At 65.4% G+C, this 25,712-nt stretch carries 25 protein-coding genes; 10 read left to right on the plus strand and 15 right to left on the minus strand.

Going from position 1 to position 25,712, the window contains the following annotated elements; genetic code table 11:
- Positions 1 to 153 precede the first annotated feature (153 nt).
- Entirely contained in the window at positions 154 to 1,149 is a 996-nt protein-coding gene (locus P1K31_RS16275) for an LLM class flavin-dependent oxidoreductase (RefSeq protein WP_276306363.1), read from the minus strand.
- A gap of 48 nt (positions 1,150 to 1,197) precedes the next feature.
- Entirely contained in the window at positions 1,198 to 2,562 is a 1,365-nt protein-coding gene (locus tag P1K31_RS16280; protein ID WP_276306364.1) for an MmgE/PrpD family protein, read from the minus strand.
- Positions 2,563 to 2,684: 122 nt separating this feature from the next.
- On the opposite strand from P1K31_RS16280, the gene P1K31_RS16285 reads away from it, so the two are divergent.
- From P1K31_RS16285 to P1K31_RS16310, 6 genes are all read left to right on the plus strand, one after another.
- Positions 2,685 to 3,614 (plus strand): ABC transporter permease, encoded by a 930-nt coding sequence (locus tag P1K31_RS16285; protein WP_276306365.1) that lies wholly within the window; start codon positions 2,685 to 2,687, stop codon positions 3,612 to 3,614.
- A 6-nt stretch (positions 3,615 to 3,620) separates the two neighbouring features.
- Positions 3,621 to 4,652: an ABC transporter ATP-binding protein gene (locus tag P1K31_RS16290; protein WP_276306366.1), complete on the plus strand. Its 1,032-nt coding sequence runs from the start codon at positions 3,621 to 3,623 to the stop codon at positions 4,650 to 4,652.
- A gap of 95 nt (positions 4,653 to 4,747) precedes the next feature.
- Positions 4,748 to 5,713 (plus strand): ABC transporter ATP-binding protein, encoded by a 966-nt coding sequence (locus P1K31_RS16295; RefSeq protein WP_276306367.1) that lies wholly within the window; start codon positions 4,748 to 4,750, stop codon positions 5,711 to 5,713.
- A gap of 82 nt (positions 5,714 to 5,795) precedes the next feature.
- Positions 5,796 to 6,788, plus strand: coding sequence for an ABC transporter permease (locus P1K31_RS16300; RefSeq protein ID WP_276306368.1), 993 nt, complete (start codon positions 5,796 to 5,798; stop codon positions 6,786 to 6,788).
- A gap of 75 nt (positions 6,789 to 6,863) precedes the next feature.
- The gene (locus P1K31_RS16305; protein WP_276306369.1) at positions 6,864 to 8,120 is read left to right on the plus strand and encodes a 3-isopropylmalate dehydratase large subunit; all 1,257 of its coding nucleotides are present in this window, start codon (positions 6,864 to 6,866) and stop codon (positions 8,118 to 8,120) included.
- Positions 8,121 to 8,122: 2 nt separating this feature from the next.
- Positions 8,123 to 8,620 carry a LeuD/DmdB family oxidoreductase small subunit gene (locus P1K31_RS16310; protein WP_276306370.1) on the plus strand — a complete coding sequence of 166 codons (498 nt, stop codon included), beginning with the start codon at positions 8,123 to 8,125 and terminating at the stop codon, positions 8,618 to 8,620.
- A 54-nt stretch (positions 8,621 to 8,674) separates the two neighbouring features.
- Here P1K31_RS16310 and P1K31_RS16315 read toward each other — a convergent pair whose 3' ends face one another.
- Positions 8,675 to 9,607, minus strand: a complete 933-nt coding sequence (locus tag P1K31_RS16315) for an isocitrate lyase/PEP mutase family protein (protein WP_276306371.1) — start codon at positions 9,605 to 9,607, stop codon at positions 8,675 to 8,677.
- A 37-nt stretch (positions 9,608 to 9,644) separates the two neighbouring features.
- Positions 9,645 to 10,715 (minus strand): isocitrate/isopropylmalate family dehydrogenase, encoded by a 1,071-nt coding sequence (locus P1K31_RS16320; RefSeq protein WP_276306372.1) that lies wholly within the window; start codon positions 10,713 to 10,715, stop codon positions 9,645 to 9,647.
- Positions 10,716 to 10,807: 92 nt separating this feature from the next.
- Here P1K31_RS16320 and P1K31_RS16325 point away from each other — a divergent pair, with 92 nt between their 5' ends.
- Entirely contained in the window at positions 10,808 to 11,587 is a 780-nt protein-coding gene (locus tag P1K31_RS16325) for a creatininase family protein (protein WP_276306373.1), read from the plus strand.
- Here the strand turns inward: P1K31_RS16325 and P1K31_RS16330 are convergent, their stop codons facing one another.
- From P1K31_RS16330 to P1K31_RS16345, 4 genes are all read right to left on the minus strand, one after another.
- Complete coding sequence (locus P1K31_RS16330) at positions 11,588 to 12,262, minus strand: thioredoxin family protein (RefSeq protein WP_276306374.1); 675 nt, start codon at positions 12,260 to 12,262, stop codon at positions 11,588 to 11,590. It lies immediately after the preceding gene.
- A 99-nt stretch (positions 12,263 to 12,361) separates the two neighbouring features.
- Positions 12,362 to 13,462 (minus strand): C45 family autoproteolytic acyltransferase/hydrolase, encoded by a 1,101-nt coding sequence (locus P1K31_RS16335; protein WP_276306375.1) that lies wholly within the window; start codon positions 13,460 to 13,462, stop codon positions 12,362 to 12,364.
- A 47-nt stretch (positions 13,463 to 13,509) separates the two neighbouring features.
- Entirely contained in the window at positions 13,510 to 14,787 is a 1,278-nt protein-coding gene (locus P1K31_RS16340) for an amidohydrolase (protein ID WP_276306376.1), read from the minus strand.
- A 57-nt stretch (positions 14,788 to 14,844) separates the two neighbouring features.
- Positions 14,845 to 15,990 carry a mandelate racemase/muconate lactonizing enzyme family protein gene (locus P1K31_RS16345; RefSeq protein ID WP_276306377.1) on the minus strand — a complete coding sequence of 382 codons (1,146 nt, stop codon included), beginning with the start codon at positions 15,988 to 15,990 and terminating at the stop codon, positions 14,845 to 14,847.
- Positions 15,991 to 16,190: 200 nt separating this feature from the next.
- Here P1K31_RS16345 and P1K31_RS16350 point away from each other — a divergent pair, with 200 nt between their 5' ends.
- Positions 16,191 to 16,736, plus strand: coding sequence for a nitroreductase family protein (locus P1K31_RS16350; RefSeq protein ID WP_276306378.1), 546 nt, complete (start codon positions 16,191 to 16,193; stop codon positions 16,734 to 16,736).
- A gap of 5 nt (positions 16,737 to 16,741) precedes the next feature.
- Here the strand turns inward: P1K31_RS16350 and P1K31_RS16355 are convergent, their stop codons facing one another.
- The 6 genes from P1K31_RS16355 to P1K31_RS16380 form a co-directional block, all read right to left on the minus strand.
- Positions 16,742 to 17,842, minus strand: coding sequence for a LeuA family protein (locus P1K31_RS16355; protein ID WP_276306379.1), 1,101 nt, complete (start codon positions 17,840 to 17,842; stop codon positions 16,742 to 16,744).
- On the minus strand, positions 17,843 to 19,060 hold the full coding sequence (locus P1K31_RS16360) for a CaiB/BaiF CoA transferase family protein (RefSeq protein ID WP_276306380.1): 1,218 nt from the start codon (positions 19,058 to 19,060) through the stop codon (positions 17,843 to 17,845).
- An 86-nt stretch (positions 19,061 to 19,146) separates the two neighbouring features.
- The gene (locus P1K31_RS16365; RefSeq protein WP_276306381.1) at positions 19,147 to 19,701 is read right to left on the minus strand and encodes a universal stress protein; all 555 of its coding nucleotides are present in this window, start codon (positions 19,699 to 19,701) and stop codon (positions 19,147 to 19,149) included.
- Complete coding sequence (locus tag P1K31_RS16370; RefSeq protein WP_276306382.1) at positions 19,682 to 19,954, minus strand: HEAT repeat domain-containing protein; 273 nt, start codon at positions 19,952 to 19,954, stop codon at positions 19,682 to 19,684. Before P1K31_RS16370 ends, P1K31_RS16365 begins: the two co-directional genes overlap by 20 nt.
- A 4-nt stretch (positions 19,955 to 19,958) precedes the next feature.
- A complete protein-coding gene (locus P1K31_RS16375) occupies positions 19,959 to 20,294 on the minus strand; it encodes a hypothetical protein (RefSeq protein ID WP_276306383.1) in 336 nt (111 codons plus the stop codon).
- Positions 20,295 to 20,338: 44 nt separating this feature from the next.
- Positions 20,339 to 22,327 carry a CocE/NonD family hydrolase gene (locus tag P1K31_RS16380; RefSeq protein ID WP_276306384.1) on the minus strand — a complete coding sequence of 663 codons (1,989 nt, stop codon included), beginning with the start codon at positions 22,325 to 22,327 and terminating at the stop codon, positions 20,339 to 20,341.
- Between the two features lie 97 nt (positions 22,328 to 22,424).
- On the opposite strand from P1K31_RS16380, the gene P1K31_RS16385 reads away from it, so the two are divergent.
- Together P1K31_RS16385 and P1K31_RS16390 are read left to right on the plus strand one after the other, a co-directional pair.
- The gene (locus tag P1K31_RS16385; RefSeq protein WP_276306385.1) at positions 22,425 to 23,780 is read left to right on the plus strand and encodes an MmgE/PrpD family protein; all 1,356 of its coding nucleotides are present in this window, start codon (positions 22,425 to 22,427) and stop codon (positions 23,778 to 23,780) included.
- 59 nt (positions 23,781 to 23,839) lie between these two features.
- Positions 23,840 to 24,817, plus strand: coding sequence for an NAD-dependent epimerase/dehydratase family protein (locus P1K31_RS16390; protein ID WP_276306386.1), 978 nt, complete (start codon positions 23,840 to 23,842; stop codon positions 24,815 to 24,817).
- Between the two features lie 24 nt (positions 24,818 to 24,841).
- Here P1K31_RS16390 and P1K31_RS16395 read toward each other — a convergent pair whose 3' ends face one another.
- Positions 24,842 to 25,423 carry a carboxymuconolactone decarboxylase family protein gene (locus P1K31_RS16395; RefSeq protein ID WP_276306387.1) on the minus strand — a complete coding sequence of 194 codons (582 nt, stop codon included), beginning with the start codon at positions 25,421 to 25,423 and terminating at the stop codon, positions 24,842 to 24,844.
- Positions 25,424 to 25,712 lie beyond the last annotated feature (289 nt).

The following is a 25,712-nucleotide window of genomic DNA, read 5'->3' on the forward strand; positions in this document are numbered from 1 at the left end:
ATATGTTTGGACCGGCAGTGCAGGGCACTGCCGTGGCTACGCGAACTGGGCTGAGGATCCATCCCGATCTGCTCCGGAGGATCAGATCGTCACAGGTTCTTCTCTCGGTCACCCTAGAGATAGATGTACCGACAGTCGGCCCCTGCTTTAGTGTTACTGCACTTCCGGCAGGACTTCCTCGCCGAGGAGTTCGATTGACCGATTCGCCTCCCCGAAGCCCATCCCCGGGAACTGCGTGCGGATCATGATCTGATCCGGATCCATCGTCTCCTGGTAACGTTCGAGTTCGGCGACGACCTCGGCGGGCGTCCCCACGATAAACCGTCCGTGTTTGAGCTTCTCCCACGGCGAGCCGAAGTCGTCCCCCTCGATAACGTCGTCCTGACCCCACGCCGAGTAGGACTCGTACTTGGCCGTCAGGTGATCCCTGACGGCCGATTCGGCCTCCTCGGTCGTGTCGGCGACGAACACCTCGCGGGCGATACCGACGAACCCTTCGTCGGCGTCCTGTTTGTTCCGCTCGTCACGGAACGCTGCAGCCTGGTCCGTAGCCTGGTCGAAGGGAACGTGCGCGCCGAGCCAACCGTCGGTCAGTTTGGCCGCTCGACGGACGCTCGACTCATTGCTCGCACCGGCGATGATCTCCGGACGAGGGTCCTGAATCGGTTTCGGATTAATCGTCACATCGTCGAACGAGTACACCTTCCCGTCGTAGGTGACGCCGTCCTCCGTCCAGAGTCGCTTGATCAGCTGAATACCCTCGACGAACCGGGCGAGCCCATCCGCTTTGTCGACGCCGAATACCTCGTATTCCTTCGGTCGGTACCCCTGGGCGACGCCCAGGCGGAACTGCCCGCCGGTGAGAACGTCCATCGTCGCCCCGTACTCGGCGATACGAACCGGATTGTGGTACGGGAGCAGGCACATCCCCGTCTCTATCGTCATCTCTCCGATATGGCCGGCGAGATAGGCGAGGAGGGGCTCGTTCAACAGGTACTGTCGGTCGTCGGTCGCGTGGTGCTCGCCGATGTACAGCGACGAGAACCCAGTGTCACGGGCGAGTTTCGTCTGTGCGATCAGTTCGTCGGCGATCCCGTCCAACGAACGGTCCATTTCGAATTGATTGGCCAGGAAGAGTCCAAACTCCATGGCATGCCGTAACGACCGAGGGGTCTTAACTGTAGGCCCGCCCGGCCCTCAGAAGATGTCGCTCACGTCGCCGCACCCCCTGAGGTCGTTCACGGCTTCGTATAGCCGTTCACTCTCGTAACGGTCGAGCGCGCGGTCGGCGCACATCAGGAACTTCTCGCGGAGTTCGGCCTCCGACAGCGGGTTGTCGTGGGTCCCTTCGGGTTCGTCGAGTGTCTTCGAGTGGGAACCGTCGACCGTCTCGATGGTCACGGTGGTTGTGTAGGACCCGTACGGCACGGTAGGGTCGGTGTCGAACGACACCTTCTCACGGACGGCCTGCACCGCCGGGTCGTCGACGTTCTCGTCGTCGAACGCCGCCAGTCCGACCCGATCGCGGGCGATGGCGCTGGCGATGCTGTACTGCATCGAGAACTTCCCCTTGAGTCCGGTGTCCGGATCGTCGTTGTGGAGGGCGTCGCCGGCCCCCCTCGACGCGAGGACATCGACAGCCACCACGTCCTCTGCGTCGAGATCGTGTTCGCCCATGAGCCGTGACGCCGCGGTGATCCCCGTGTGCGTGAAGTAGCAGCACGGATACTTTTTTACGCCGACACCGTACTCGGTGATCGCCCAGTGGTCCCCCAGCGAGTGCATGGCGTCGAAGTCGGGGTCGTCGGTCCCGCCGTACAGCTCGATGAACCCCTTGGAGTCGCGGATCGCGTCGTAGTCGGCCGTGAACCCGTCGGCGGCGAGGTACGCGGCGGTTACTCCCGACCGGGCCGCCTGGCCTGCGTGCATCGGTTTCGTCATCGTCCCGAAGTTGCGCTTCAGACCGGCGGGCATGGACGCGGCGATGTTGATCGCGTGGGCGGTCCGCTCCTCGTCGAGGTCGAGGAGACTCGCGGCCGCCGCGGCGGCCCCGAAGGTACCGATGGTGGAAGTCGCGTGCCATCCCGCCGCGTAGTGGTCCGGTGATATCGGTGCAGTGAGGTAGCACTCGGTTTCGAACCCCGCGACGAATGCCGTGAGGGCCGCCCGACCGGAGGCTCCGACCGCCTCGCCGACCGCCAGCGTCGGGGCGACGAGAGTCACGCTCGGGTGGCCGTTCACTCCGTCAGAAACATCGTCGAAGTCGAGACCGTGACCGGCAGTCCCGTTCACGAACGCTGCCCCGACCGCGGATGCAGTCGTCCCCCGGCCGAGGACGCTCGCCGGTCCTCCGTCCTCGCCGGTAGCACGCATTGCCGTCGCCGCAGTCTCACCGGCGCCTTCCACCGCACCCGCGAGGGTTACGCCAACCGTATCGACGAAGCAGCGCTCCGCGATTCGGACCGCATCGGCGGGGACGCCGTCGTAGGTCAAGTTCGAGACGAACGACGCGATCTCTGCTGCTGGCGCTTCGTGACTGCGGTGAGTGGTTTCACTGCTCATGATACGCCCTCCCATCCGAGAGATAATCAGTCTTGTCACCCGATCGGCCGATCACGGCACGGGGTTATGGGGTCGTATACCACCAAAACGTTTAAAACCACTTCGAATACAGTATGATAGTGATGTCCACACAGGCCGTATCCTCGATCGCTGGGAAAGCGCGGGACAACTACGTTGTGAGGAACGTCGCTGGAGCATTGGAGCTCATGCTCGAGGATCGGTCTACTGCGATGTATCTTCTCTTTCTCCTGTTCATACTCACACTCGGGGTCATCGGACCGTCACTCGCACCTTACGAGTACGACGAGCCAATATACGCCGAGGACGGGGATCTCCTTCGGACTGCCCCTCCATCGCTCGACCATCCGCTTGGGACGACGGATACGGGGCTCGATGTCTTTTCGCGTATCCTCTACGGCGCACGACCGACGGTAATAACCGGTCTACTCGGTGGATCACTCATAATTGGCATCGGGATGACTATCGGAGTCACGGCCGGTTACTTCGGTGGCTGGGTGGATACGTTACTCATGCGGTTCACCGACATCGTCTATGGCGTGCCGCTGATCCCCTTCGCGATCGTGCTCATCGCGCTATTCGGCGTCGGATTCATCCCGTCAATCGTCGTCATCGGGTTACTCCTCTGGCGGGGGAACGCGCGCGTCTTGCGTTCACAGGTGCTTCAGATCAAGGAGCGGCCCTTCGTTCTCGCGGCGAAAGCGACCGGCGCGAGTACGCCCCGGATACTCGCCAAGCATATCCTCCCGAACGTGGCTACGATGGCCGTGTTGTTCTTTTCGCTCGGTGTCGGCTACACGATAATCCTACAGGCGAGCCTCTCGTTCATCGGCGTCTCGAGCCCGTTCGTCCCGTCTTGGGGGATAATGGTGCGGAACGCCTACAACTCCGGCTTGATGGCAGACGCGTGGTGGTGGTCGCTGACACCAGGGATACTGATAGCACTGACCGTCCTCTCGACGTTCATGTTCGGGAGGAGCTACGAGAACATCGCGGGACAGGGCGCTGACGACGCGTTCGTGCAAGCGGGGTGACCATACATGACCGAACCACTACTCGAAGCCGAAGACCTCACCGTACAGTACAGGACTTCCAACGGCCTCCTGACGGCTGTTTCAGATGCGTCGTTCACCATCGAGGAGGGACAGTACTTTGGGCTCGTCGGCGAATCCGGCTGCGGAAAAAGCACCATCATCAAGGCGATTCTGGGTGGTCTGGACGACAACGGTCGGATCACTTCCGGGAAGATCAAGTATCGCGGCGAGGAGATCCAAGACCTCTCTGACGAGGAACGGAACCGAGAACTCCGGTGGAAGGAGATCTCCTGGATCCCACAGGGATCGATGAGCAGTCTCGACCCGCTGCAGCGGATCGACGAGCAGGCGATCGAGATCGCCCGGACGCACACCGACCTCTCGAAGGAGGAGATCCGCGAGCGGATCGAGCGGATGTTCGATATCGTCGGGCTCCAGAAGAGCCGGGTCTCCGACTACCCCCACCAGTTCTCAGGAGGGATGCAACAGCGTGCGCTCATCGCGCTCGCCCTGTTCCTCAAACCGGCGGTGATCGTCGCCGACGAACCGACGACCGCGCTCGACGTCATCATGCAGGACCAGGTGTTCAAGTACCTCGACGAGATCAAGGAAGACCACGACACGAGCATGGTACTCGTCACCCACGACATCAGCGTGGTCTTCGAGTCGTGCGACAAGATGGCGATCATGCACGCCGGACAGGTCGCCGAGGTCGGCAGCGTCGTCGAACTGTTCGACAACCCGCGTCACCCGTACTCCATCCTCTTACAGGAGGCGTTCCCGGACGTTCGGTATCCGGACCGGGACTTAGGTATCATCGAGGGGAACCCGCCACAGAACATGGGTAACGTGGACTACTGTACGTTCGTCGATCGGTGTCCGTGGGCTGTCGACGAGTGTCGGAAGAACTCGCCGCCGCTCGAATCAACCAGCAGTTCGACGAGCACGGAGCCCCACCTCGCCTCCTGTCTCCGCAAGGAGGAGGAGCTAAAGGTGGACCGAGCGAACGAGCGATCCCTCCGGGGTGATGTCTCGTGAACGACGGGACTCCCGTCCTCGAAATCCGCAACCTCAAAAAGTACTTTAGCCAGAGTACCAGCGTACTCGACACCCTGTTGCGGCGACGGCAGGACATGATACAGGCGGTAGACGGCGTTTCCCTCACTCTCCACGAGAACGAGTCGCACGGCGTCATCGGCGAGAGCGGTTGCGGGAAGTCGACGCTCCTGAAGACGCTGATCGGCCTCCACGAACCGACAGAGGGCCAGATCCTCTTCCACGGGCGCGACGTCTCCGAGTTCGGCCGTAGCGACTGGAAGGAGTTCCGCAGCAACGTCCAGATCATCTTCCAGGACCCGTTCAACGCGCTGGATCCGAAGATGACTGTCAAGGAGACGCTCCTCGAGTCCCTGAAGATCCACGGCATGGACGACCGGGAGCGCCGCGTCGAACAGGTACTCAAGCGCGTCGAACTCCAGCCTCCCGAGAAGTACGTCGATCGATTCCCGCGGCAGCTCAGCGGCGGTGAGAAACAGCGCGTCTCCATTGCGCGAGCGCTCATCGTAGAACCGGACCTCATCCTGGCCGACGAGCCGGTGTCCATGCTAGACGTCTCGACGCAGGCTGCGATCCTCAACCTCCTGTCCGACTTGATGGAGGACGTCGGCGCGTCCATGCTCTACATCTCCCACGATCTCTCGACGGTTTCGTACATCTGCCAAGAGATAAACGTCATGTACCTCGGACGGATCATCGAACGAGCGCCTACACAGGAACTGCTCGATAATCCTCGCCATCCGTACGCGCAGGCGCTGATCAACGCCATCCCAATCCCTGATCCGCACCACGGGCGCGAGCGGACGACCCTCGAAGGCGCACCGCGTGACCCGATCGGCCTCGATCAGGGGTGCCGGTTCCGCGACCGGTGTGGCAAGCGGATGGACATCTGTGAGCAGATGCCTGCGTTCGTCGAGGTGGAGGACGGTGTCGAGACTGCCTGCCACCTCTACTACGATCACGAGGAGCACGTGCCGGCTTCGGACGCGATGCCGGACGAATCGATGACGAACACGGCGGACGTCGCTACACGGAACGACTAACCATGGTATTCGAACGATCCACTCACGACCACGACCGCTCGAAGAAGACGCCTGCGACAATTGCAATAGGGGGTGAACTGTAATGGGACGTGCGCGGTTCCTCCTCGTCCGGACTCTCCAGACGGTGTTTATGCTCTGGTTCGCACTGACGTTTATCTTTTTCTTCTTCCGGCTCCTGCCGGGAAGCTTCACTGATATCATGATGTTCCGTGGTGCGAGCCCAGAGACCATCGCGGCGTTCGAACAGAAGTGGGGACTCAACGACCCGCTCCACATTCAGTACGTTCGGTACATGCGGAACTTTCTGGTTGGGGACGTTGGCATGTCGCTCCAGTTCCGCCAACCGGTCTGGGACTTCGTGAAGATGAAGATCTTCAACTCGTTCATCCTCGTCGCCCCCGCGATCACTGTCACGTACATTATCGGGTCGCTCATCGGTGGCTACCTCGGCGAAAAGCGCGGCCAAGCGATCGAGAAGTACGGTCTCCCGCCGATCGTCTTCTCGGGTGCGTTCCCGGAATTCTTCATCGCCATCGTGCTCATAATCGTTTTCGCGGGCTGGCTCAATCTGTTCCCCACGTCCGGCATGTTCGGGTTCCAGTCGGCGGGCCGGTTCGCCGACGCGCCGTGGTGGCGACCGTACCTCACCGCCGATTTCGCCCACCACTACATCCTCCCGTTTACGGCGGTCGTATTCAGGTATCTCTACCTGCCGGTACTCATCATGCGAACGAGCGTCGTTGAGGTACTCGGCCAGGACTTCTTCTTCTACCACCGAATGACCGGTATCCCCGGGGGCAATCGGATGCGCCACCTTCTGAAGCACGCCAGCCTTCCGGTCATCACGCTCTACCCGGTGTCGATGACGCGGGCCATCGGCGGTCTCGTCCTCATCGAGATCGTGTTCAACTGGCCCGGAATCGGTTACGCGCTCGTACAGGGCGTCCTCTCACGGGACTTCCCCGTCGTCCAGTTCGTCTTCTTCCTGGTTGCGGCGTTCGTCATCATCGCGAATTTCGGGGTCGACGTTATCTACGGCATCATCGACCCCCGCGTCTCCGTCGGCGACGACTGACGGTGTTCTCGCTCTTCCGCCGCTCGCCGATGATACGCCGGTAGGGTTAAGCGATCAGGGTCGAAATCCATGAGCATGAGTGGCACGATGGCGGAGAAGATACTGGCGAGCGCCGCGGGTCGAAGCGCGGTCGCCCCGGGTGACCACGTGGTCTGTGACATCGACGTCGCGATGTCCCACGACCTCGGAACCCTCGGCGTAATCGCACGACTGGAGGAGATGGGCGTCAATGAGGTGTGGGATCCCTCGCGTATCGTCTGCCCGATGGACCACGTCGCCCCGTCACACTCCATCGACGACGCGAACGACAAACGCCGGATCCGCGAGTTCGTCGAGCGACAGGGGATCGAGAACTTCTACGAGGTCGGCACCGGCATCGCCCACGAGGTGCTCCACGAACGTGGCCACTACAAGCCGGGAGACCTGCTCGTCGGCACCGACTCACACACGACGAGTGCCGGCGCGTTCGGCGTCGCTGGTACCGGACTCGGTCACACCGACATGGCGTACGTCTACGCCACCGGGCAGAACTGGTTTCGCGTACCCGAAACCGTCAAGTTCCAGATCGGGGGGACGTTCGGCGAACACGTCACGTCCAAGGACCTCCTGCTGTCCATCGCCGGCGAACACGGTACCGGCGTCGGCCAATATCGCTCGCTGGAGTTTGCCGGCTCAGCGATCGAGGGTCTGCCGCTCGACGGCCGATTCACCCTCACTAACATGTCAATCGAACTCGGTGCGAAGTTCGGGTTCACTCCCGTCGACGCGGCGGTGACCAACTACATCGACGACCGCACCGACGGTGAGTACGACCCCCTTCGGGCCGACGAGGATGCCACCTACCGAGCAGTCCACGAAATCGACGCAGATGCCCTCCGTCCGAAGATCGCGCTCCCGCACAAAGTCGGCAACGTCGTCGACGTCGACGAGGCGGCGGGCGTCGAACTCGACCAGGTGTTCATCGGCTCCTGTACGAACGGGAAGTTCGAGGACCTGAAGGCGGCAGCCGAGATCCTCGAGGGGGAGACGGTCGATCCGGATACCCGTCTGATCGTCACGCCCGCCTCCCGCGAGATATACGGCCGCGCAGTCCGCGAGGGACATGTCGACGTGTTCACCGACGCCGGAGCGACCACGACGAACGCGACCTGTGGGGCCTGTATCGGGATGGGCCTCGGGGTCCTGGGGGACGATGAGGTGTGCCTCGCGGCGATGAACCGCAACTTCCGGGGGCGAATGGGTGCCGACAGCTCCGAGATCTACCTGTCGAGTCCGGCCACCGCCGCGGCCTCGGCGATTACGGGTCGTATCACCGACCCCGCGGAGGTGTGACGATGCGAGGAGTCGCGCGCGTCTTCGGCGACGACGTGAACACAGACGTCATCACGCCGAGCGACTACTTCGGTGAGCCGCTCGCGGTGATGGCACAGCACGTCTTCGAACCCGAGCGCCCCGAGTTCGTCTCGACCATCGACGCGGGCGACATCGTCGTCGCCGGTGACCGGTTCGGCTCCGGGAGCAGCCGCGAGAGCGCCCCCGCGGCGATTCAGGCGGCGGGTATCGGTGCGGTCGTCGCCGAGTCGTTCGCTCGAATATTCTACCGCAACGCGGTCGCGATCGGCCTCCCGGCGGTTACCTGTCCCGGCGTCACCGGTGGGGTCTCGGAGGGCGACGAGATCGCGGTCGACATCGGTGCGGGCACCGTTCGCAACTGCACGACCGGCGAGCGCTTCGAGTCGGAATCGCTGCCCCCGGAGGTTCAATCCATCTTCGACCGCGGCGGCCTTATCGAACTATACCGAACGACCCCCGGCGAGTTGCGCCTGGAGTAGACCGCCGACCGGGGTCAGCCCCACCAGCCCTGTTCTATGGGGTGGGAGGCGGCGTCACTTCTCACGAACGTCGGCGCCGAGCGTTCCATCGTACTTCTCAGTCTCGCCGGCGGGCATGTAGCGCTCCTCCTGTTCGACGATCTCGGGGAACCCCGAAAACTCGTGGAATCCGAACGGGAGCCCCTCGAACGCCTCCTCTATCTCGACGAACGCTTCGGTCCCCGCGGTGTCGAGCTTCGACGCGTAGTTGTAGACGGCCGTAACCGTCGCCTGCATCGCCAACCCCGGATAGATGACGAGGTCGTAGCCGAGTACCTCCAGCTCCTCGGGATCCAGTCGGGGTGAAATTCCGGCGAGGTTGTACAGCAGCGGCGCGTCCACCGCCTCACTAGCGCGTGCGACCTCCTCCTCGTCCGCCAGTCCCTCGACGAACGCCGCGTCTGCCCCGGCGTCACAGTAAGCGTTCGCCCGCTCGACCGCCTCTTCGAGCGACCCGCCGACGGCACCGCGTGCGTCCGTCCGGGCCACGATGTAGAAGTCCTCGTCGCGATCGTCGCGTACGTCCGCCGCCGCCCGGAACTTGCCGACCGCCTCGTCGCGCGAGATGACCCTGCGTCCGCCGACGTGGCCACACCGTTTCGGGAAGCTCTGGTCCTCGATGTGGATACCGCCTACTCCCGTCTTGATGTACTCCCGCACCGTGCGGACGACGTTCGTCGCGTTCCCGTAGCCGTTGTCCGCGTCCCCGAGGACGGGAACGTCGACGGCCTCCTGGACGGCGTTCGCGTTGGCGACCATCTCGGGCATCGTGATTAGTCCCGCATCCGGGACCCCCGCACGCGACAGGGACGTCCCGTAGCCGGTCATGTACACCGCGTCGAACCCGGCTCGCTCTATCGCCATCGCCGTCATTGGATCGTGTGCGCCGGGACAGACGAGGATGTCGTCGTCCCGGATCAGTGCTCTGAGCCTGCTACCACTATCCATACTACAGCCGCGGCGAGGGCTCACTTAGTTCTAGCCGTCAGAGGTGGTCGGTGACGGCTGCGGTGAACGCCTCCGTGGTTGCCGTCCCGCCCTGGTCAGGGGTGAGCGACGCGCCGTCGCGGTACGTTGCCTCGATGGCCCGAACCAGTCGCGTCGCCTCGGCGGGTGCTCCGACGTACTCCAACAGCATCGCCGCCGAGAGTAGCGTCGCAGTCGGGTTGATGCTTCCCTCCCCGGCGATATCCGGCGCACTTCCGTGTACGGGTTCGAAGTACGCGACGTCGTCGCCGTAACAGCCACTCGGCGCGACCCCGAGTCCGCCAGTCGTCCCGGCTCCGACGTCCGACAACACGTCGCCGGCGAAGTTCGGGGTGACGATCACGTCGAACCGACGCGGGTCCGTGACGAGTCGCTGGGCCGCGTCGTCAACGTGGAGATGTTCGTAGGTGAGCTGATCGTACTCCGCGGCGGTCCGTTCGACGGTTCGCTCGAAGAGTCCGTCGGTCCCCGGTAGCACGTTCGACTTCGTCGCACACGTCAGCCGGATGGGTTGGGTCTCCTCGACGCGGTCGGCCGCCGTCTCGCAGGCGAACCGCGCGAACCGTCGCGTGTGCGCCTCGCTCGTGACCCGGAGCGCGTACTGTCCCGGACCGAGGTCCTTCAGAGACGTCCCACCGACGCTCGTCGCGTCGAGGGTACCGGCTGCCTCGGGCAGGTCGCCCTCGGCGCGAACGTAGAGCCCCTCCAAGTTCTCCCGGACCACGAGGTAGTCGATACCCTCCGGGTCGCTCAGGGGACTCGTCGCTCCTTCGAAGTGGCACACCGGCCGGAGGTTCGCGTACGTGCCGCCGCCGTACTCCCAGCGGAGGTACCGGAGGATCGTAGCGTGCAGGTCGCTCCCCGCGCCGAACAGTACGGTGTCGGCGGACTCGATAGCCGACCGAAGCTCCTCCGGTAGCGTCCCCGCACGAAGCGCGTCGGCATGGCCCCCGACGTGCGGTGTGGTGAACTCGAGGTCGACGTCCAGCGACGTGAGCAGTCCGCACGTCGCCGTGACGGCTTCGGGGGCGGCGTCGTCGCCCTCGAAGACACAGATTCGTGTTGTCATGACATATGATGACACGAGCTGACGAGCACATAGCCGTTCGGGTGGTTCGTGGGAACTTATTTACCGGGCGTCTCCGGTAGTACTGGTGAAGCATGAGCCGGAACGCACTGCAACTGCGGAGAGGGGAGTTGACGGACGCCGCGATCGGCGGCGGCGTCGCGATCGTCCCGACGGGATCCCTCGAACAACACGGCGCGCATCTCCCGGTCGGTACCGACAGCCTGCTAGCGGAGGCCGTCTCCCTGGGTGCGGCCGACGTCGCGACCGATCGCGGGGTCGATACAGTCGTATTCCCCGCTATCTGGACGGGGTTCTCCCCGCATCACGTCCCGCTGGGAGCGACGGTTACGATCAGCAAGGAGACGCTGCTGGCCCTGCTCGACGACGTGTGCGAGTCGATCATCCGAATGGGTTTTCGCAACGTGCTGCTCGTCAACGGGCACGGCGGCAACCGTCCCGCTGTCTCGCTCGCGGCGGGTGATCTCGGCACGCGGCAGGACGAGGCCGACGTGGGGGGACTCTCGTACAACACCCTGGCAGCGGATCTGTTCTCGGAACTCAGAGAGGGGGACTCGGGCAGCGCCTATCACGCCGGCGAGTTCGAGACGGCCCTCATGCTGTATCTCCACGGGGCGGCCGTGGAGATGAGTGCCGCGACCGACGAACCGGAGTCACGCCTGACACCGTACTCCGGGCGGGACATGTTCGACGGCGGCCCCCTGGGAATGCGACGGACGTACGACCGATTAACCGAGGACGGCGTCCGCGGCGAGCCCACGCTCGCGACGCCCGAAATCGGCGAGAAACTGTTCGAGGAACTCACCGACCGACTGGCGGACCTCGTCGTCGAGTTTGCCGACCTCGGCGAGTAGTCACTCCTCCCGGAGGACCTGAACCTCGCTCCCGACGGACTCGGGATGATGTGCCCCCTGGAGCCGGGACTCGACTCGTCCCTCGCGGACGAACAGCGTCGTCGGCCCCCCGACGACGCCGAACGCGTCGGCGAGCGTCCGCGCGTAGTCGGGCCCGTACACGGCGAACAGCGCGACATCGTCGGGATCTGTCTCGAACTGACCTTCTAACGTCTCGCGCATCGCATCACAGGGCTCACAGTCCTCGCGCCAGATGTACACTACCGACCGCTCGTACAGTCGAGTGAGGGTTTCGAGCCGGTCACCGTGTACGGCGAGGAACGTCTCCGGAGCCCCCTCATCTCGGGGCACACCGCGGCGGTACTGCTGGACGACCGAGGCTATCCGGGCGACGTCGTCAGTCGTACCGAGGCGCTCGCCGAGTACCAGGCAGATCGTGGCGAACTCCCGGTCGTCCTCGCCCACGTCACCGACGATCGCGACGACCTCTTCGTCGTCGAACACGGCCCGAACGTGCTCTCGAAGCGCAGACGGGCCGAGATCAGCTACCTCCTCCTCGTGTCGGTCGTCGACCGCCTCCACGAAGGACGCAGCGACCTCGTACCCCGCTCCGGTCGGGACGCACTCGAGTACGCCAGCGTCGACGAGCACCTCGATCGTCGTTTCCGTCTCCATACCTTGTCAGTCCGCGTCGGTCGCTTATGTGTTTTGGTCGAACGAATCACGGCCCCGGACAAAGACACCGATTCCGAGGCCTCAACGCGCCTAGGTCGGTCAGGCGACCTGGTAGGTTTCGTAGGTTGCGTCGCGTGGCGGGCCATCAGTGAGCGCCATGCGGCCCTCGTTTAGATCCATGATGACGCTCACCTTGGTGTGGAAGTCAGCCTGCGCGTCTTCGGACTCGGTTACGTACCGGCATATCCCCGTCGGGTGGCAGAAGTCGTCGCGCAACGTGCGCTTCAGCGTGTCCGGATCGATAGAACCGACCTCGCGTTCGAGGAGCCGCCGGACGCGCATCCCGCGGACCAACGAGTGGGGGCTCCGCCGTTCGAGTCGGCTTTCGACGCGCGTCCGGTCCTCGAAGTGGTTCGTGTGGGTGAGCAGGCCGTTCTCGGGGTAGCGGTAGTTGACAACCTCTGGTGCGGTCTCGAGATCGAGTAGCTCCCCATTCGCGTGGCCGATCAAGTAGTTGCGGGAGCCGGGCCGATCGGTGGCGATTACGGGCTCGATAGCCGTGTCGAGGCGTTCGGCGTCGAGTATCTCCCGCCCCCGGACGTGCGTCGGCTTCCGCGACGGATTCTCACCGTCCCGCGGCGTCGCGAGGCCGTTGACCACGTAGCCGATGCCACACTCGTTGAGGCCGAACTTTCCGCCGACCATCCCGGCTTCCGTCACCGCGAGGAAGTTCGGACCGTCGTCCCGGCGGACGTCCATGACGAACGTCTCGACGGCCGGGAGCCAGTCCCAGTTCTGTCCGATGTACGTGTGGCCGTCGGCGGAGGCTTTCGGCTCGACGCCGCAACTCGTACAGCCGTCGACCATCTCGTCGGTCGCCGCCGGTCGCTCGGATCCGTCCGTGTAGGCGTCGTACATCACTTCGTATCTGAGGTTGATGAGCGCGATCTCCTCGATCGGACGGTCGCTGCCGGCGGCGACGCCGGCCATCTCCTCGGCGTAGTCCGCGTTGTCAGCCTCGAGTCGCGGGATGAACGCCGCGGCCCGTTCGCGCACCCGGTCGGTGTCCACGCCACGCGTCTCGAACACGTCCAAGTACGTCCCGACGTTGTGGTCGATCTCGGCTGCGTACGATTCCCCGTGCCGAACGCCGCGTTCGTGCGGTGCTCCGGTGAGTACTTGCCGTGTCAGTCCGGACATGCGTGAGTACTCGCGAGGGCTATTATATAATCCTACTCCCGGGAGGATCACCCTGCGGCGGACAGCTGGCGAATCGCCCCGACGAGAACGTCGACGCCGATAGCGAGCGCGTCCTCGTCGATATCGAACCGCGACTCGTGGTGTCCCGCGGGGATCTCCGACCCGATCCCGACGTACGTCGCCGTCCCTCCCCGTTCCTGGACGCGCCGAACGAGGTAGGCGGCGTCCTCGCTGGCGGGGATACGCGCCCGGCGGACGACCCGCGTCACCTCGTCGACGGCCTCCGCGGTCGTGGCGACGGCGTCGATCATCGGCGCGTCGGCCTCGAACGTCGTCGCCTTCCCGTACAGCGCCTCGCGGTGGCCGACATCGTGCATCGACGCGGCGGCCGCCACGGTAGTCCGCGCCCGATCGAGGAGTCGCTCGTTGATCCGCTCACCCTCACCACGGACTTCGAGTCGGAGGCTGGCCTCCTCGGCGATGACGTTCTGTGCGTTCGGCGCGTGCACCTGTCCGACGTTGACCCGCGTCAGGCCGTCGGCGTCACGGGGGAGGGAGTAGAGGTTGGTGATGGCCGTCGCGGCCGCCTGGAGTGCGTTCCGTCCCGCGTCGGGCGCGACGCCGGCGTGAGCCGCCTCGCCCTCGAAGGTGACGTCGAGTTTCGCGTTCGCGTACGGTCGGTCGAACCCTGCTACGACCGTACCGGTCCCGTACCCGAGTCCGAGATGGACCGCGAGCAGGTGGTCGACGTCGTCGAGGTGTCCGGATCGACTCATCGCGAGCCCGCCGCGACACCCCTCCTCAGCGGGCTGGACGAACAGCTTGAGTGTCCCGTCGAACGTCGAGGTGGCCGTCAGCGCCCGAGCGACGCCGATCCCGATGGCCACGTGACCGTCGTGTCCGCAGGCGTGCATCTCGTTCGGATGGCGGCTGTGGTACCCATCGCGGTAGGGTGGGTGGTCGGGGTCGGCGTCTTCCTCCCGTTCGAGGGCGTCCATATCGACCCGGAGACCGACCGTCGTCCCGGCGTCGCCGAACGTCCGCGTCGCGACGAGCCCGGTAGTTTCGTCGAGTCGGTCCACGTAGTCGGCCGGTGCGCCCTCGTCCTCGGCGCGAGCGCGCGCGCTCGCCAGCGTCCCGTCCGGCGGAACCCCCATCCTGTCCGCCGGGTCGAGCGCTGCCTCCCCGAGATGGAGCGTGAACCCGAGGTCGGCGAGTGCTTCGGCGACGAGCGCAGTCGTCCGGTACTCCGTCCATCCGACCTCCGGATGGGCGTGGAGGTCACGGCGGATCTCCACGAGCGAGCGGTCGCTGAGCGTACCCATATCCGACGATATGCGACCGGCGGCATAAGTGTATGCTGCGCTCGTCGGCCTACCGTATCACTGGAACTCGTGAACGGTGAACTCCTCGATAAACCCCTCGTCGAGTTCGATGCCGAGTCCCGGTCCGTCGGGGAGGTGCAACAGGCCGTCCGCGATCCTCGGCAGATTCGTGACGAGGCGATGCCAGACCGGGTCGACGTCCGGGTGGAAGCACTCGGCGTAACGGCCGTTCGGAATGCTCGAGAGCAGGTGCATCGAGACGTGTGGCTCCTCGTGGTGGGCCATCTCGACGTTGTGAAGGTCCGCGGTAGCTGCCACCTTCCGCCAGGCGGTCGGCCCCCCAGCGATGCTCGCGTCGAGATTGATGACGTCGACCGCCTCGGCCTCGATGAGACGGCGACACGCGGTGGCCGTCGACTCGCTCTGGCCCGCTGTCACCGGTACATTCGCCCGCCGTCGGACCTCCCGCATTCCGTCGTATTGATCGTACCAGACGACCGGTTCCTCGAACCACTCGATGTCGTACTCGCGGGCGGCCGACCCAAACTCGACGGCCTCCTCGATGCTGTACCCCTGATTGGCGTCACAGGCGATGATGAACTCCTCGCCCATCGCGTCCCTGACCGCCGCCAACCGTTCGAGGTCCTCCGAGACCGAACGCCCGCCGACCTTTAGTTTGACTCCTGCGAGTCCCATCTGCCGGTACTCCTCCATCTCGTCGACGAGGTCGGTTCGCGTCTTCCCATCCTCGTAGTACCCGCCGATGGCGATGATGGGCAGCGAGTCGCGGTAGCCACCCCAGAGTTTGTACAGCGGGGTATCGAGGGTCTTCCCCACGGCGTCCCACAGCGCGATATCGACTGCACCGAGCGCGTGGATATAGAGGAGCCGATCTTCGGGCTGGTAGACGAAGAACTGCGAGGAGCGGACGAACAGATCCTCCCAGATGGCCTCGAGGGACAGGAGCGGCCGACCCACGACGCGCGGTCGGATCTCGTCCTCGATGAACTTCACGAGCCGTTTCGCCTTCTCAGGGCTACTGTCAGTGACGTCCCCCGAGTACGTCCGTCCGATGACACCGTCGCTCGTCCGGACCGTCACCACCATCGTCCCACGCTGTGCCTTCGTGTAACTGCTCCCGCTGGCCTCGGAGGCGACGGGGACCGCGATGGGTGTCACCTCGATATCGGTAATCTCCGACATAGGTATCGGCTACAGCATCGGGGGCTAAATAGCTGTGTTCGATGTGCCTGTCGGTGTTTCACGCCAACGACGCCCGGGATCACCCCGTCGCCCGCTCGTCCGCGCCGACCGAGCTCGCGGATTCGCTGCCGGTGACGGGTCGGTACCGGTGGCACGGTGTTCGCCAGTAGGTTAATGCGAGTACGGTCGAGAGCCGTGGTATGGAGCTGCGAGAGTGCCTCAGTGCGGATCGTGCAACCCGGGACTTCGCCGACCGATCCGTCCCGATCAGGACCGTCGAACGGCTCATCGATTACGCACGCCGAGCGGGGAGCGGACACAACCGCCAACCGTGGACGTTCATCGCGCTTCGGGAGCGCGAGAACATCGACACCCTCGCCGCGTTCGGCGAGTACACCACCCCCCTGCGGCGGGCCCCGCTCGGTCTCGTCCTCGCGGTCGACGGGAGCGACTCCCGACACCGCCGCGAGCACAACGTCTTCGACTGCGGTCGTGCGGGACAGAACCTGATGCTCGCGGCGGCGGAGGCGGGACTCGGAACCGTCCCGCAGGGCCTGCGTGACCGGGGGAGTGCGGGCTCCTTCCTCGATCTGCCACCGGACAAGCGCGTGCTCATCGGGTTCGCGGTGGGGTACCCGGCCTCGACCCAGGACGAGACGATCGAGGGCGTAGACAAAGACGGGGAGCTCGACCATCCAGGCCGGAAACCGGTCGACGAACTCCTCCACTGGGAGACGCACGCCTAGCGTCGCTACCTGCCCTCGTCGGCCGAGACGTCCCTCGCGAGCGAGAGTGCGCCCTCGAGCCCGACTGGACCCGCTTTCGCGAGCGCGTCGAGCAGTGCATCGACCCGTCTCTCCGACTGTTCGCCGCCCACGCGGGCGAGGAGTCGCCGGGCGGCTCCTCGCCCCGTAAGCCGGCCGAAGACCAGTTCGCGCTCGCCTCCGAACGTCGCGGGGTCGAACGGTTCGAACACCCACGGCGTTTCGAGCATGACCGTCGTGTGGAGCCCCGATTCGTGACGCACCACCTCCTCGCCCAACACCGGGCGTCGGGGATCGACGGCCTCGTCGAGTGCATCGAGTACCCCCCGACAGGCGGGGATGAGCGCCGCGGTGTCGATGCCGAACGTATCGCCGGACCCGCGGTCGCCAGCCACGACGAGCTGTTCGAGCGGCGTGTTTCCGGCCCGCTCGCCGAGCGCAGCGACGCTGACGTCAGCGCTTCCGACGCCCGCCCCTGCCGCGACTAGCGTGTTCGCGGTCGCGACACCCAGATCGTCGTGGAAGTGGACGCCGAGACGCGCGAGATCGACTCCGGCCTCGGCGAGTTCCTCGAGGAAAGTCTCGACGAACGCTGGCGTCCGCCCGCCGACCGTGTCCGCGAGGCCGAGCGGGAGGTCCGGGAACCGCTCGGAGACGGTGACGACGTGTTCGACCTCGGTACGAAACCCGTCCATCAGCCCTACCCGGACCGGAACTCCCGCATTCCGGGCCCGCGCGACGGCGTCGTCGAGCATATCGAGGACCGCCTCGCGGGACGTGTCGAAGACGCGATCGAGCATCGCCGAGGACACGGCGGCGAAGACGTTGACGACGTCCGCCTCCGCGTCGATGACCGCGTCGACGTCGCCGGGGACGGCGCGAGCGAGCCCGCTGACGTCGGCATCGAGATCCGCAGCGAGCCGTCGGGTCACCGCCGCGTGGTCGTCGCCGACGGCCGGGAATCCGGCCTGAACGGCGGCGAGCCCCAGCCGGTCGAGTTCCCGACCGGCCGCGATCCGCTGTTCGATCGTGTACGACCGCCCCGGCATCTGTGCGCCCTCGCGGAGAGTGACGTCGGTCAGCTCCACTCAGATCACCCCCTCGTCCTCGAGTTGCTCGTAGCGCTCTCGGCCGAGCCCGAGTTCGCCGACGTACACCGCCTCGTTGTGCGCGCCGGGACTCGGGCCCGCGTGTCGCACCTTCCCGGGGGTGCGCGAGAGCTTCGGGAAGGTGTTGGGCGTCTTCAGGTCGCCGACCTCCGGGTCCTCGACCTCGACGACGTCGTCGCGCGCGGCGTACTGCTCGTCGTCGAAGATGTCCGTGATGTCGTAGACTGGTCCGACGATCGCGCCGTATTCGGTCATCGTCCGTATGATTTCCTCGCGCGGTCGCCGGCGTGTCCACTCCTCTATCACGGCGTCGAGTTCCCGGACGTGTTCGACCCGCTTCTCGTTCGTCTCGAAGCGGGGATCGTCGACGAGGTCGTCCCGGCCGATGGCATCCATCACGTTCTCGAAGATGGACTGGGCTGACGCCGAGAGTGTGACGTAGCCGTCGGCCGCCTCATAGAGGTTCCGCGGCGCGGTAGTCGTCGATCGGTTCCCGACGCGGTCACGGACGTAGTCGAGCTTATCGTACGCCTCAACGTCGCCGACGAATAGTCGAAACAACGGCTCGTAGAGACTCACGTCGACGACCTGTCCCTCACCGCTGCCCTCGCCCTCAGGACCGATCTCCCGCTCGAAGAGCGCGAACATCGCCCCGTGGACGGCCGACTGTGCGGCCGTCAGGTCGGCGAGAGGCATTGGGGGAAGGAGGGGTTCGCTGTCGGGAAAGCCGTTGACGTGTGCGAATCCGGATAGCCCCTCGGCGATGCTCCCGAACCCCCGGTCCTGCGATCGGGGGCCGGTCTGGCCGTAGCCCGACAGTCGGACCATGATGATATCCTCGTTGACCGTGACGAAGTCCTCGTACCCGAGGCCCCAGCGCTCGATAGTGCCCGGCCTGAAGTTCTCGAAGACGATATCGACATCTGCGGCCAGCTCGAGCGCTAGTTCGCGGCCGTCGTCCGTACTCAGGTTCAGGGTGACACACCGGTTGTTCCGCGAGAGCGACTTCCACCACAGCGACGCCCCCTCGTAGAACGGGCCCCAGGCCCGAATCGGATCGAGGTACTCCGGGTGTTCGACTTTGATAACGTCAGCACCGAAGTCCGCGAGCACCGTGGTGGCGAACCCGCCGCTGATCATCGTCGAGAGATCCAGAACGCGCAATCCGCTGAGCGGCCCGCTCGACTCTGCAGGCATATCCGGTTACTTGTCGAGTGGGTATCTATACTTTCCGGCGATGCGAGCAGACGGGAGCGCGTTCGCGGTTCGCACCCGGGGTGCCCTTACTCGCGTTCCTGCATGACGGTCACGACAGGCCGATCGGCGTTCAGTAACACCGCCTGCGTGGTGCTTCCGAACAGCGCTTTTCCGACGGGCGAACGCTTCCGCCCGCCGACGACGATGTACGTAGCGTCGACGGTGCTCGCCACCGTCAGGATCTCCTCGTCGGGGGAACCGATCCGCCCGACGGTCTCGACGGTCTCCGGTTCGTACGCTGCGAGTGTGGTATCGACGACGCGCTCGGAGATGGTCGCCGCGCTCTCCTCCTCCTGTGTGAACGAGTAGTCCCGGAACTCGTCGATCCGCTGAATCTCCTCTCGATGTGCCTCGAACTCCTCCTCCGGAACGACGTTGAGCACGATCAGGTCATCGCCGTAGGCCGTCGCGAGGTCGTACCCGACGGACACGACAGGGTCCTCCGATCTGGTACCGGCCACTGCTGCCAGGATAGGCATACCGTAGGGAGAGAGAACGACAACATAAATCTTCACCCGCATCGTCGTTTCGCCCCGGTCGGCGGGCCGGCCGCCGACCCGTTCATCTCTCCCCGAGTACACTCAGTACGACGCGACGGACCGCCGGGTCTTGGTCGTCCTTGGGGTCTCTTAAGGCCGGAAGCGTCGACTGGGCACCGGCCGCGAGCAGTGCAAGGCTGGCGTTCTTGCGGACCGAGCCGTGCTCGTCGCTGAGGAGTTCGAGGAGCTTCGGCACCGCGGGCTCAACGTCGGACGCGGACGCAGACCCGACGTAGGCGAGGACGAGCGCCGCCCACTCTCGGACCGCTCGCTCCTCGTCGTTGAGTGGGGCCACCTGATCATCGGCCGCCGGTTCGACCGCCTCGGGGGGCAACGTTGGCGATCGCCGCGAGCGCGCTCAGCACGAAGGCCCGCACCTCCAGGTCGTTGTCGCTGACGTGGTTTGCGAGATGCGCGGCGAACGGCCGGAGCCGGTCGGGCCGTTGTGCGCCGGCCCGGGCGAGCGCCTCTGCACTGGCCGCGCGCGTCGCATCGTCGTCGCTATCGAGTGGATCGACGGCCGTGGCGAGGTCGATCCCGTCTGGGCCGTCGCAGGTCACGTCGTTGACGGGTCGGTCCGCACCAGGGGTGGTCCGCGGGGCGGGATCCTCGGTCGGGTCGGGGGTCGGTGACATAGGGATAGCCAAGGCCTCTGTCTGAGGTGGCGACCTACTTGACGCTACCGCCCGGAACGTCGCCACCGTTCGTCGAACAATAGCTGCTCGTCGACGGAGACGCGGGTGGCGATGGAGGCCGTCGAGCGGGCGACGCGCGCGCTCGTCTCGACGCGAACTCGTTCGGTCGGGTAGTCGAGCGTCGCCTCGGTTTCCGTCTGCAGGTAGGCGGTCCCCGGCTCCGCGGCCGCGACGCTGGCGACGACCTCGTTGCTCCAGGTCATTCCGCGTGCGTGCGGGAGGTCGAGTGTGTACTGCTCCATCGTCCGGAACTCGACAGTGTCGTTCACGTGCTCACGCGCCGTCACCCACGTGGTGTCGCTATCGACGACGTACGGCGATCGCAGCGGCACCGACTCGTCGGGTGACCTGAGCGAGACGGTGTCCGTGAACTCGATTCCGCCGTGTGTCCGTCCCGGGAAGCGAACCGTCGACCGGGCCTCCGGACGTGAGACCACCGTCAGCGTTCCCTGTTCGTTCGGCGGGAGTGCGCGGGGGAAGTCCGCAGCACTGACAGCAACACGCATTCGATGATCGGGTTCGAAGAGGTGAGACTTCGGCTTCAGGGGGACCGTCAGTTCGACCTCCTCGTCCGGGGCGAGCGGTCGGGGGGCCTCGTGTCCTTCGCGGTGACTGGCGCGCAGGTACCCACCGGTCACCATCCGGGTCCTCCCGGTGGGAGCGACGTCCCCGATCCGGACGGCGACGACCGGTTCCGGGGTCGTCGCCCGGACTCGGAGGGTCGCCGCCCCGCTTCCGGTCAACTCGACCGGCGTATCGAGCGGATCGGTCTCGAACGTGAGCGAGCGGGCGTCGTCGGCGTTCGTGTCGACACCGGTGTTGACGATGCTCCCGACACGGTCGACCGAGTCGACGCCGACGGTGTGGTCGTACTCGTAATCTCGTTCGATCGTTCCGGGGACCGTCTCACCGGCGATGAGTCCGTCAGAGGCGAGCGTATAGGTAAGCGCCCCTCGGCCCGTCGCCGTGACGTCCGGCCACCGGTCGGCGCCGCGCCAGAGGCCCGCGCCGACCTGCCACCCGCCATTGCGCTCGGTCCAGTAGGCGACCGTCGGGTAGTTGAGTGCGCCGTTGTCCGCGTCCTTGAGGAAGCGGTCGAACCACTCGACGACCTGCCGTCGGAAGTCGATCGCACACTCGCGTCCCTGTTCGGGCATCGTGTGCCGCCAGGGACCGAGCAGGAGCCGTTTCGGTCCCTCGATGTCGCCGAAGAACTCGACCATCGGACCGGTGTGAACGTCGCGGTAGCCGCAGGCGGCGAGCGTCGGGACGGTGATCTCCTCGGGTGCGACCGACCGATCGTCCCAGAAGGCGTCTCGTCGCTCGTGGTCGAGGAACTGGAACAGCCACGGCGTCCCGTCGCGCAGCGCGTCGAGGCGGGACTGCCATATCCCTGCCCATCGACCGTCGTCGTCGCGGCGGCTGGGCGGCAGGGCGCGGGTGGCCTGCATCTGTGCGGCCCACGTCGCACGCTTGAGCGGGTTGAACACGCCGCCCGTACAGGAACTCGCGAAGACGGACGGGGAGACGGCGACCGGCACGATCGCCTCCAGCGCCTCCGGTGCGTGGGCCGCCGTGGCGTACTGTGTCCAGGCACCGTACGAGAGGCCGAACATGCCGACCCGGCCGGTCGTCCACGGCTGTTCGGCGAGCCACTCGACGACCTCGGCGAGTTCCGCCCCTTCGGCGCGCGTGAACGGCTCTTTCGTCCCGGTCGATGCTCCCGTGCCGACGAGATCAACGACGATAACCTCGTAGCCGTGTCTCGCGATGTACTGGAGCGACGGTTCCCAGCTTCCGAAGGTGATCCGGTCGTCCTTCCGGTACGGCGTCGCGACCAGCACCGCGGGTAGCGACTCGCCGGCGTCGATCGGCTCGTACCTCGTCGCCGCTACCTCCTCGCCTGCGGCCGGGATCAGCAGATCCGGATGTCGCACGATGTTGGTCGTCTCCGTAGTCGCTGTCGACTTCATACCACTCTCCCGAACGTGCGATGGGGTAACAGTGTTTCTGGTGGCTCACCCAACCACCGGTAGAACTATTACCGACGACTCTGCCTGTGAGAGCGTCATGTCCGAAACCGCAGCGCTAGCGGCGTTCACTGCCGACCTCTCGCTGACTGACGTTCCCGAGGAGGTTGTAGAGCGGAGTAAGCTGGCAATCCGGGACTTCGCCGGTGTCGCGCTCTACGGGTCACAGCACCCGACGGGCGAGCGCATCGCTTCGTACGTCGACGCGACCGCGCCTGGGACCGGCGCGACCGTGCTCGGACGATCGACGGCGAGTCCCGCAGGGGCGGCACTCGCTAACGGGACGTTCGGACACGCCATCGACTACGACGACACGTTCGAGTCGATGGTCCTCCATCCGACCGCGCCCGTGTTCCCCACCGCGCTTGCTGCTGCCGAGCACGGCGATGGGACCGGGGAAGAGCTACTGGCCGGCTACGTCGCCGGCGTGGAGGTCGCGTTCCGCGTCGGCCACAGCATCTATCCCGGCCACTACGACAACGGCTGGCACAATACGGGGACGGTCGGGACATTCGGGGCGACGGCGGCCGCGGCGTCGGTACTCGGGCTGGACGCCACCGCCATCACGCGGGCGTTCGGTATCGCCGCGTCGTGTTCCTCGTCGCTGAAAAAGAACTTCGGGACCATGACGAAACCGCTCCATCCCGGCCACGCGGCGCAGATGGGGATACGTGCTGCACTCCTCGCCGACAGCGGCTTCACCGCGGACGAGGCGATCTTCGAGGACGAGCTCGGGTACGGGTCGGTGATGAACCCGAGCGGGGAGTACGACCCGTCGATCATCACGACCGACCTCGGCGAGCGATGGGGGGTCAGCGATGTCGGGTTCAAACCCTATCCGTCGGGGGTCATCACGCACGCTGCTATGGAGGCGCTCCGTCGGTTGGTCGTGGACGCTGACCTCACGCCCGAGAACGTCACGCGGGTCACGGTCACGCTGGAGGAAGCGGCATCCGAGATGCTCATCCACGCCGATCCGCGAGACGAACTGCAGGCGAAGTTCTCCATCGAGTTCTGCCTCGCGGCGATCCTGCGCGAACGGGACGTCGGCGTTAGCGAGTTCTCCGACGAGTACGTGAACGCGCCGGCAACCCGCGAGACGATGGCCCTCGTCGAGCGGGCATTCGAACCGGACCTCTTCGGCGGCTCCTTCGCCGGATACGGGGCGCGGGTCGTCGTGGAGACCGCCGACGGGACGAACCACACGGCCGAGGAGAAACGCGCCCCGGGAAGCCCGAGTAATCCGCTCCCCGAGGAGCGCTGGGCGGCCAAATTCTCCGAGTGCGCTTCGGTCGTCCTCGATCGTCAGGAGGTCCAGCGTGTCGCCGACGCCCTCGCCCGCCTTGAGGAACCCGGGGCGCTTCGAGAGTTCCTGACCGCCGCACGGTCCGTCTAGCCGCGACTCCGCCGGAGGTCGGCGGCTGATTTATCACCCACCGACACGTTCTGCGTGGTATGCGACTCCTAGTTACCGGGGGCCACGGGTTCATCGGCTCGCACGTCCTCAGACAGCTCGTCGACGCTGGGCATGAAGTAACGTGCTTCGACATCGCAGAGACCAGCCCGATCGCGGCGTCCGTCGCCAACGAGACGACGTTCGTTCGAGGGGACGTGACCGACCCCGTCGCCGTGTACGACACCGTTGCGGCGACCGCGCCGGATCGAATCATTCACCTCGCGTCGTTGCTCGGCCGGCCGAGCGAGTTGAGCCCGCGCCGCGCCTACGACGTGAACGTGACCGGAACCATCAACGTACTCGAGGCCGCGGTCACCTTCGATATCGAGCGCGTCGTCGCGGCCTCGAGCGTCGCCGCGTATGGGTCGGTCCCGGATTCCGTCGCTCGGCTCGACGAGACGGTCGTCCAGCAGCCGCGGAACGTGTATGGCGTGACGAAGTACACCGTCGAACGGCTCGGACGAACGTACGAGAACCGACACGACGTCCCGTTCGTGGCCATCGAACCGGTCCACGGTATCGGACCAGACCGCGTCCGCGGCAACGTCGAGGACGCGTATCTCATCAAGGCGGCTGTCGACAGGACGCCGCTGACCGTTCCGAACGTGGACCGCCCGTACGAACCTATCTACGTGGGCGACGAGGCACGCGCCTTCGTCGTGGCAGCGGTGGCTGACGATGTGGACCTCGACCACGACCGCTACGTCATCGGGACAGGCGAGTTGATCACGTTAGCCGATATCGCTGAGTGGCTCCGTGACTTGATTCCCGACGCGGAGATCAATATCGCCGACCGACGCGCCGACGACGAGTTCGAGGGCCTTCCACCGACTGACACTAGTCGGATCGAAGCCGACCTCGGCTGGGAGCCGACGCTGCGCCCCGGGCAGGCAGTCGAAACGTACGTCGAGTGGCTCCGGACCACCCCCAACGCGTGGTCGATCGATCCCGAGGATGCACCGTGGAGCTTCGGGTGATCGGGCTGTCCTGTACTGGCACCGTCACAGTCGTTCGAGGCCCCACCCGACGAACGGCTCCTCGGTATCGACGTCGAACGCTGCCAGCGCTCTGGCGAGTCCGACGTACTTGCTGGCGAGCATGGTGATGCCCACGACCGTCGAATCGTCGAACTGTGCTGCGACCCCGGTGTACTGGTCGTCCTCGACCTCCCCCTGGGTGAGTGCGGCAACGTACGTGAGGAGTGCAGCCTCGGGATCCGAGAAGCTGTCGTAGTCCTCGCGCGCGATCGCTCGAATCTCGTCGGGTGTGAGCCCGGCACCGAGCGCGTGTCGGACGTGCTGGTGCCACTCGTAGCGCGAGTCTATTGCGCGCGCAGTCGCGAGGATCACCAGCTCACGTTGTCGTTCGGTCACCCCTGACTCGTTCCACAGGGTCGTATTCGACGACCGAAACCCGCGCAGAACGGCAGGGTTGTTCCCGATGGCACGGTGGACGTTGCGCGTCTCCGTGCTGAACAGGTGCTCGTGGGCCTCCTCGAGATCCCCGGCGTCCATCGATGTCTCTAACAGATTCCGGTTCTCCTCCGGAAGGTCATCCGGATCGACATACGGGATTCGGACCATGATCCGTCTGTCCGCCCCGGTAGCTTATACTTTCTTACGAGACTGGGATCGGGTTTCCCGCCGATCCATGGCCCTGTCGGGATCTGTACCCGCTCGACCGACGAGCGAAGTGCGAGCACCGTCTCTGTTTTCCGTCGCTTCCGTCCGTAGCGTTCCTCGAGTCGACCGCCGTGACGGCGTCGATTCCGCTGGCGTCGCTCGTTTCGTTATACCCTTTACCCACAACGGGCAATGGAGGCCATCGCGATCACGGTCAGTACGAGGACGCGCCCCGTGGTAACAACGTCGA

This window comes from Halomarina halobia (assembly GCF_029338575.1).
In the GTDB taxonomy this organism is placed as follows: Archaea; Halobacteriota; Halobacteria; order Halobacteriales; family Haloarculaceae; genus Halomarina; species Halomarina halobia.